Origin of the sequence: Paenibacillus sp. KS1 (assembly GCF_001680695.1) — a bacterium.
In the GTDB taxonomy this organism is placed as follows: domain Bacteria; phylum Bacillota; class Bacilli; order Paenibacillales; family Paenibacillaceae; genus Paenibacillus_B; species Paenibacillus_B suaedae.
On the sequence record NZ_MAIS01000038.1, the window covers coordinates 52720 to 61102 of the forward strand.

At 39.0% G+C, this 8383-nt stretch carries 2 protein-coding genes; both read left to right on the forward strand.

The features are described from left to right. The first annotated feature begins 5 nt into the window (after positions 1-5). Entirely contained in the window at positions 6-7241 is a 7236-nt protein-coding gene (locus tag BBG47_RS14470; RefSeq protein WP_065292271.1) for an amino acid adenylation domain-containing protein, read from the forward strand. Between the two features lie 514 nt (positions 7242-7755). Beyond that, positions 7756-8247, forward strand: a complete 492-nt coding sequence (locus tag BBG47_RS14475; RefSeq protein WP_065292272.1) for a DUF3939 domain-containing protein — start codon at positions 7756-7758, stop codon at positions 8245-8247. Positions 8248-8383 lie beyond the last annotated feature (136 nt).

The window sequence follows — 8383 nt, forward strand, 5'->3', positions numbered from 1 at the left end:
TTCGGATGTCTTCAAAATTGGGTGATTTGTCCTATGAAAAGCGCTCGTTATTGTTACAGCGATTACTTAAGAAAGAGAGCAATAAAGAGCACATTCATAATGAACAAAAGTCGTCACTAATTAAAAACATGAATGATGATTCTCAACAGCTGCCTCTTTCATTTGCACAAAAGAGATTGTGGTTTGTCAATCAATTAAATCCTGATCATTCATTTTATAATATTCCTTTTGTTTTAAGGTTAATAGGGAGTTTTCACTATCCTTGTTTTGTTATGGCTTTAAATGAAATTGTGAAGCGCCATGATAGTTTACGAACTCGAATTGTAGCTAAAGATGGAATTCCTATGCAAGTCCGAGATCGTTATTGCCCTTTTGAGGTTGAATTAATCGATTTATCTGCTAGCGAATCCGAAACCATTCTCCAACAAGCTGATTCCATTTTAGAGCAGAAAGCGAGAACTCCTTTCGACCTAAGTGAAGATGTGCCTGTTCGATTTTGCATCCTAAAGTTAAAGGAACAAGAGCACATTTTCCTTGCTAGTTTCCATCACATTGCCGTTGATGGTTGGTCGATCGGTGTTTTTATGAAGGAATTAACTGATTTTTATAATAGCTCTGTCTCAGGTTCTTCATTGGAACGAGAACTTCCATTTCAGTATGCTGATTTTTCAACATGGCAGACAGAGTGGCTAACGGGTGAGCAGATTACAAGTGGGCTGAACTATTGGAAGCAGCAACTACTGGGAGTAGAATCGCTCTCACTACCGACAGACTACACAAGACCTGTGGTTCCCTCTTATAGAGGAGATACGGTTAGGTATACCTTGCCGAATGCCATTTCGAAAATGGTCAATTTGTATGCAGAAGAACACAATTACACGTTGTTTATGTCTTATTTAAGTGTGCTTAAAGTGTTGCTTAGCCGGTATTCGGGACAGGATGATATAACAATCGGCACTCCAATTGCTAATCGCAATAAGACAGAGACAAAAGGAATCATCGGTTTTTTTGCTAATACAATCGTCATTCGAAGTCATTTGGCAGGGGAGCTGTCATTCCGCAGTCTTCTTGATCAAATAAGGGAGACTTCATTAAAAGCTTATGAAAATCAAGACGTCCCTTTTGAAAAAATTGTAGAAGAAATACATCCAGACCGTAACAGCAACTTAAATCCATTATTCCAAGTCATGTTTATTTTTCAATCGTCGGATAATGAACACATTCATATGCAGGACCTTCAAATCGCTCCGATGCAATTAGATACGCAAACTTCTAAATTTGACATCACTTTTACCGTGCAAAAAGCGATGGACGAGCACCAGATTCATATTCAATACAACACAGATATATTCAAAGCAAGTACGATTGAGAGAATGATTCAACATTATGAGTTGCTCCTTACGCAATTGTTCCAAGCTCCAGAGGCACCTATGGCCCAATTTTCGATGCTTACAGAAGCAGAGCTGCTCCAATTAAAGCAGTGGGGAATGAATCAGCCTGTTGTAGCGATGACTAAATGTGTACATGATTTAATATCATGTATACATTATAGTGAATCGATTGCCATTGTTCACGGCGAGGTAGCACTAACTTATAAAGAAATTTATAATTATTCGAATCAGTTTGCCCATTATATTAGTTCGTTTATTTGTGAAAGAAACCAGCTAATTGGCATATTAATGGATAGATCTGTAGAAATGATTGTGGCTTTGTTGGGAATTTTAAAAGCAGGCTGTGCTTATGTACCAATTGATCCGGGATACCCTACAGAGCGCTTAGAATATATGATATCGGAATCTAATATTCAACTGATTGTTACGAATCTAGATGTTCCAAACATCATTCCTTCATATAAAAATCAAGTTGTCCCATTTAATCATCTAGATGTTCTACAGCATTTGAGAGTGGACAAGTATGAAACGGATGTATTGCCGGAAGATTTAGCCTATGTAATTTATACGTCTGGCTCAACAGGCAAACCTAAAGGAATTGCAATGCCTCACCAAGTACTTGTGAACTTGCTAGAATGGCACAAGGAGCATCCTACTTTAGGTGAGCCGTGTCGAACACTCCAGTTTACGACGATTAGTTTTGATGTTGCCTTCCAAGAAATATTTAGCACCCTATATTTAGGGGGGACATTAATATTAATTCGCAACGAAGACAGAGATGATTTCTCTGTGCTTGCTGATATAATCATATCGAAGCGTGTTGAGCGAATATTTATGCCGTTCGTCGCTTTGAATCAGCTGGCGGAAACTTGTGTATTAGAACGTAAAGAGCGATTTAGCTTGAAAAATGTAGTTACTGCAGGAGAGCAATTACTCATTAATCAAAAAATTCGTCAATTTTTTCACAATATTCCTAATTGCACATTGCATAATCACTACGGCCCATCAGAGACACACGTCGTTACCGAATATATGATGCCCCAACTGACTCAGGAGTGGGAGGATATTCCACCTATCGGGGCATCCATAAATAATGTTGGTCTATACGTGCTGGATAAATATCAGCATATGGTACCAATTGGTGTGAAAGGCGAGCTTTACGTAGCTGGTCAAGCAGTTTCTAACGGATACATGAATCGGGAAGATTTAACGCGAGATAGTTTTGTTCAGTTGCCAATTGCGCCAGAGCAATCGATATTGTATAAAACGGGTGATATGGTTTCGTTTAGAGAAGATGGTAATTTAAATTACTATGGTAGATTGGACAAGCAAGTGAAAATCCGAGGTTATCGAATCGAACTTTCTGAGATCGAATCGGTCATTATGTCCCATCGTGCGATTCAAGATGTATTTGTCTTAGTTCAGGAGAGAAAGTATATAAAGTTTTTGGTAGCTTATTATACGATTAGACCAGCGAACAGTTTGACCATTGAAGAACTAAAGGGATACGTAGCAACCCTACTTCCACGTTATATGATCCCTAGCTTTTGGTCTGAATTGCAAGAGATCCCTTTACTTCCTAATGGAAAAGTCAATCGTGCAGCACTTCCTGATCCAGAACGCTCATTTGAGTGTGTAGAAGCGGATGACGAACCGCAAACAGAGCTAGAAAAAACTATGGCACAAATTTGGTGTGAAGTATTGGGATTAGTACGTTTAGGAGTAAACCAATCCTTTTTTGATGTGGGCGGACATTCTCTTCTTGCTACGCAAGTTATTTCTCGTATACGTTCACAATTAAATATGGAGCTTCCCTTAAGGATATTATTTGAGCACCATACCATTAAAGAACTGTCTCATTATATTTCAAATCATGTAAACGACTTTTCTCATAGACCAATAGTACAAATTGGTATGGGAGATGAGAGAGTGGTAACGGGGCCGTTATCTTTTTCTCAAAAAAGATTATGGTACATTGAACACATGGAACTCACAGCATCACCGAACAATATTCCTCTTGTTCTACATATGAAAGGAACGCTCCTTACTAACGAGTTAGAAAAATCGATACAATGTTTGGTGAAACGTCATGATTTGTTGAGAACAACATTTCATATCCAAGGTGATGGGCAACCAGAGCAGGTCATTCATCCAGTGATGAATGACAAGCTTAAGCTCATTCTCATTAATGGTGAAGGCAAGCGTAATATCAAGAACATTATTCAGGAGCTCTTACAGCATAAGTTTGACCTATCGATAGGTCCACTGATTCGGTTTCATCTTATCTACTTAGGCCTAGAAGAATGGATTTTCCTTATTAATATGCATCATATTATTTCGGATGGATGGTCTATTTCCATCTTGTTAAAAGAATTAACTGAGCTGTACAACGCATATGTACACAGTAGGGAAGCACAGCTAGAGCAATTGCCTTTCCGTTATTTAGATTATTGCTATTGGCAAAACGAGCATTTGATAAAGGAACAGAAATATGAGCAGCAACTCAATTATTGGACAAACAAGTTATCTGGGGAACTGCATGTACTCAATCTAGAGACAGATAAGCAGCGCCCGACGACACTTACATCGCGTGGAAAGGTTCAACAGTTTTCAGTTGATCCAAAAGTATACGACTTAATTCAAACTACAGTGAAGCAGACTGGATTAACTCCATTTATGATTGTACTCTCCTCATTTAAAGTTTTACTGCATCGCTATACAGGACAGAGCGATATTATTGTGGGCACACCAATCGCTGGGCGATCAACCGAAGACCTAGAGAAAGTACTCGGCTTTTTCGTAAACACACTCGTATTAAGAACAACCATCACACACGATATGACCTTCTTAGATGTTTTAGAGCAGGTAAAGCAAACGTCGCTGGAGGCATACTCGAATCAAGATGTGCCATTTGACAAAATTGTTGAGAAAGTTAGACCAATACATGATGTAAGCAGATTTCCGTTATTTCAGGTTATGTTTAGCTTTAACAACACTCCAGCAGCTGATATTAAACTTGAAAATGTGCAAGTGGAGCCTTATGAATTTGATGTGCTCGGATCCAAGTTCGATCTGACTGTTACGATACAGTTAGATAAAGATGGTCTCATTGGGGTTATGCGTTACAACAGCGATATTTTCGATGACCATTATATTGAACAATTTATTGCTCATTTTCAACATCTATTGAGCAGTTCTTTACAGCACAATACGAGCAGGATTTCAGAACTTTCGTTAATGTCTAGGGAGGAAGAGAACTGCCTTATTGAGTTAAGTCGTAACGAAGCTACAACGGAAATTTGCACATTTATTAAATCTTTCGAAGAGCGAGTGAAGGTTTCACCGAAATCCATCGCTGTTATATATGGCGACAACTGCATTACTTATGATGAGCTGAATAAAAGCGCCAACCAAATTGCGAATTGCTTAATTATGAAGGGCGTTAAAGCGGAAGGTATAATAGGAGTACATCTAGATTTATCTATAGAGCTGGTATCTACTCTTATTGGAATTATCAAAGCAGGCGCTGCCTATGTAGTCGTTAATCCATCGTGGCCAGCAGGCAGAATCATGGAAATTGCCCATGATACAGGTATGAAATTAATAATTACTTGCTCGAATTTGCATGCCATTTTTAACGAAACTATAGAGCATATTTTGCTTGATAGTTACAAAACGATGATTACGTTGTACAGTGATGCTAATCCTAAACTGCATATAGATTCCAAAAGTTTGGCATGTGTCGCTTATTCATTTCACTCGCTGGATCAAACGAAAGCAATTCAGGTGGATCATGGTCAGCTAATGAATTATTGCACGAGCACGATTACTGGAGTAGGTTTAAGTCCAGAAGAACATTATGTTGTAAAACACCCAGGTGCAGAAAGCATTATTCAATCCTTGATGTTTCCTGCTCTGATGAGCGGTGGCCAAATTCATCTCTCTAATACTTATTCGTTTAGAACTGCCGATATAGATTGGCTAAAAATGAGTCCATCACTTCTGGCTGAAGAGGTAAATAGGGGTGGCTTTATAATGCCACGTCAAGGATTCATTTTAAGCGGTGAGCTTGTACACACGGAACTCATCTTAAAAATAAAAAATATGATTTCAGGGTTAAAATTAGTTGTCGAATATAGGAAGACAGAGGTGCCTACGGCGTTATTTCACCATGTATCTGTAAGTGAAGAAGCATATTCTGCTCTGTTGCCTTTGGGAAAACCGCCGCTAAACGTAGAAATTTATGTGCTAGGTACAAATATGGAGCCAGTGCCCCGAGGGGTAATCGGAGAGATGTACATTGGTGGTTCTGGCGTTGGACGAGGATATTTAAACCAACCTAGATTAACGGCAGAATGTTTTGTTCCGAATCCGTATGCATTAGAAAATGGAAGTAAGCTATATAAAACAGGGGATCTTGTGCGTTTGAGTAGCGATGGCTTGCTCCAATACAAGGGGAGAAAAAATGAGATATACTCCTTATACGGATATCAGTTGGACATTTATGCAATCGAGAATGTATTAATAAGTCATCCTCATATCATAAATGCTAAAATAATTGTTAGCAATGAAGATCAATTAAACGAAGTGTGTGCGTACATCTTACCTATGAACATTTATCCATTGTCAATTGCTGATCTATTCAGCTGGCTAAAAGGGCGATTGCCGATTTACATGATTCCTCATTCCATATCAATAGTTCCGTCCTTTCCCTATACAGAGGATGGAATAGTAGACACTTCTTTGTTAGATACATTATACGGATCATACTATGATGAAACTTTGCTGCCACAGGTTGCTAGAGATAACATCGAATTAAGATTAAGTATGATATGGGAAAAGCTGATTCAAGTCGATCATGTGAGTGTGAATAGCAATTTTTTTAGTATAGGAGGGCATTCCTTACTTTTAATACAATTGATCTCAGAAATTAGAAATGAATTCAATGTGGAAATACCACCTGCATCTTTACTTCAAGAATGTACAATTTCACATCTTGCTGACGTAATACGGTCAAAAGGCACGGTAAAACACTCATTTTTAGTTCCATTAAATCAACAGGTTAACAGTCCAAAACTGTTTGTTATCCACCCTGTGAGCGGAATGGTGTACACGTATCAGCACTTAGCTAAGTGCTTAGATGGGATATCAGTTATAGGTATTCAAGCGCAAGGAGTTATGGATGCGCTAAACCCGATAGATAACATCAAAGAAATGGCTAGAAAATATGTAATTGCGATAAGAGATAGTCAAGCTAAAGGCCCTTATTATCTCGCGGGCTGGTCTATAGGCGGTATGATTGCGTTCGAAGTTGCACAGCAAATGAAAGCTATTGGTGAGGATATTCAACTGCTCGCGTTATTTGATACGTATTATTTTAAAAATGTTTGCCATAAAGCCTTTTCTGAGAGCCAGTTGATTCATAAATTTATTATGGAAACGATATCTAATTTTGGACAGGAGAATAATTTAGAGTGGATTGATTCAGTGAATGATTCGAACTATACCTTGTCAACTCTATTAGAACTTGCGAAAAGTAAAGGAATTATTCCATACTCCTTTTCCTATTCAGGCATGGAAAGTTTATTCCATGTTTACAAGTCAAATGTACTGGCAAATCAAAATTATGAACCAGAGTATCTTGAGCAGGAGTTGATGATGTTCAAGGCAGTTCCTAAGCATGTAGGCGATCAACGAATCTCACTATATAATTGGAACAGCATTGTTTCAAAACTAGAGGTTATCTCAGTAGCAGGTGATCACTACTCGATGTTCAATGAAGAAAATAGTCGAATCATTGCACAACACATTTTAAAAAGATTGAATATTTTACATTCTTATACACTTTAATTATAACATAGCTTGTTATGTACGGAATTCAAAATTAAGCTTTTCAAGGGTTCATTTAATCGGTGGACTGAAAACGAATTGTGCTATTTATTCTCAAAGGTATGATACCCCCATTTTCAACTGGAAGCACAACATAAGACACGAATGCAAAGGATATGCCCTGATGATTCGAAGGATGGTGGGTAATGATGAACCAAAAGAGTCGAGTTCGGGAAGGATCCGAATTCGACTCTTCACGATGGCAGTTCCGCCAATCGAATAGCTTACTTGTGTAAGGTGACAGAAGTAACACCCCCATATTCATGAATATGTAATATTTGTAAGATCGCATCATTACATCCGATTTTGAGCGAAAAGGAGCAACGTTGATATCCCTATACAAAGACGAATCGGAACATGGCAAAGCTCGAGTGTCGAAATAGGGAATACTATGTTATAATATACATGTAAGCGGATACATGATTTCCTGCTTCCATCTCTCCACATTCAAGGAAGCAGAAAGGTGGGATCTGATATGTGTTGGCTGACACAATGGCTGAAGCGGAACAAGAAGGATTCTTTTCCAGCAGTGGACAAGGAGCATGTGACGTTGGCAGATGTCCGCAGGGCGGTGCTTCAATACGAGAAGGATATGCCGAATGAAATTAAACGCACATCCCTCATGTTAAGCGATCAAAGTATTGATTTGAAGCGGCTGCGCCGTTACTTGGGTGGATTATCGGATCAGAAATTTTATATGTCCCAATATACGTACGAAATTTTTGAAGAGAAAGACAAGCATATTCCACTTTATCTGGATATGGTGCAGGCCGCAGTTGACGATTATTTGGAAGAGCACGACGATCTTCCCGTGATCTCGGGAACGCGCAATCGCCAGGTGCACTATGATTTGCTCATGCAGCGCCACTATTTAAAGGAGAAGCCGCCAATATCGTTGTACTTGACGACAGAGCAGTTTATGCTGACGCATGAAGAGGACTGGCATACCGCACAGCAGCCGTTATAGTAGAAGCATAATTGAAGCGAATACAAGAGCTTGCCTCCGTTTGCGGGAGGATAAGCTCTTTTTGTTGTACGCCCAGCATGGGCGTCATCTTTAGGGTGAAAGTCCTGAATGGGGGCTGGCAAGCGCCTACCATTAG

Bases quoted from the DNA above. Each gene is read 5' to 3' on its own strand.
- BBG47_RS14470 (WP_065292271.1), top strand. From the start codon at position 6: ATGTCTTCAAAATTGGGTGATTTGTCCTATGAAAAGCGCTCGTTATTG.
- BBG47_RS14475 (WP_065292272.1), top strand. From the start codon at position 7,756: ATGTGTTGGCTGACACAATGGCTGAAGCGGAACAAGAAGGATTCTTTT.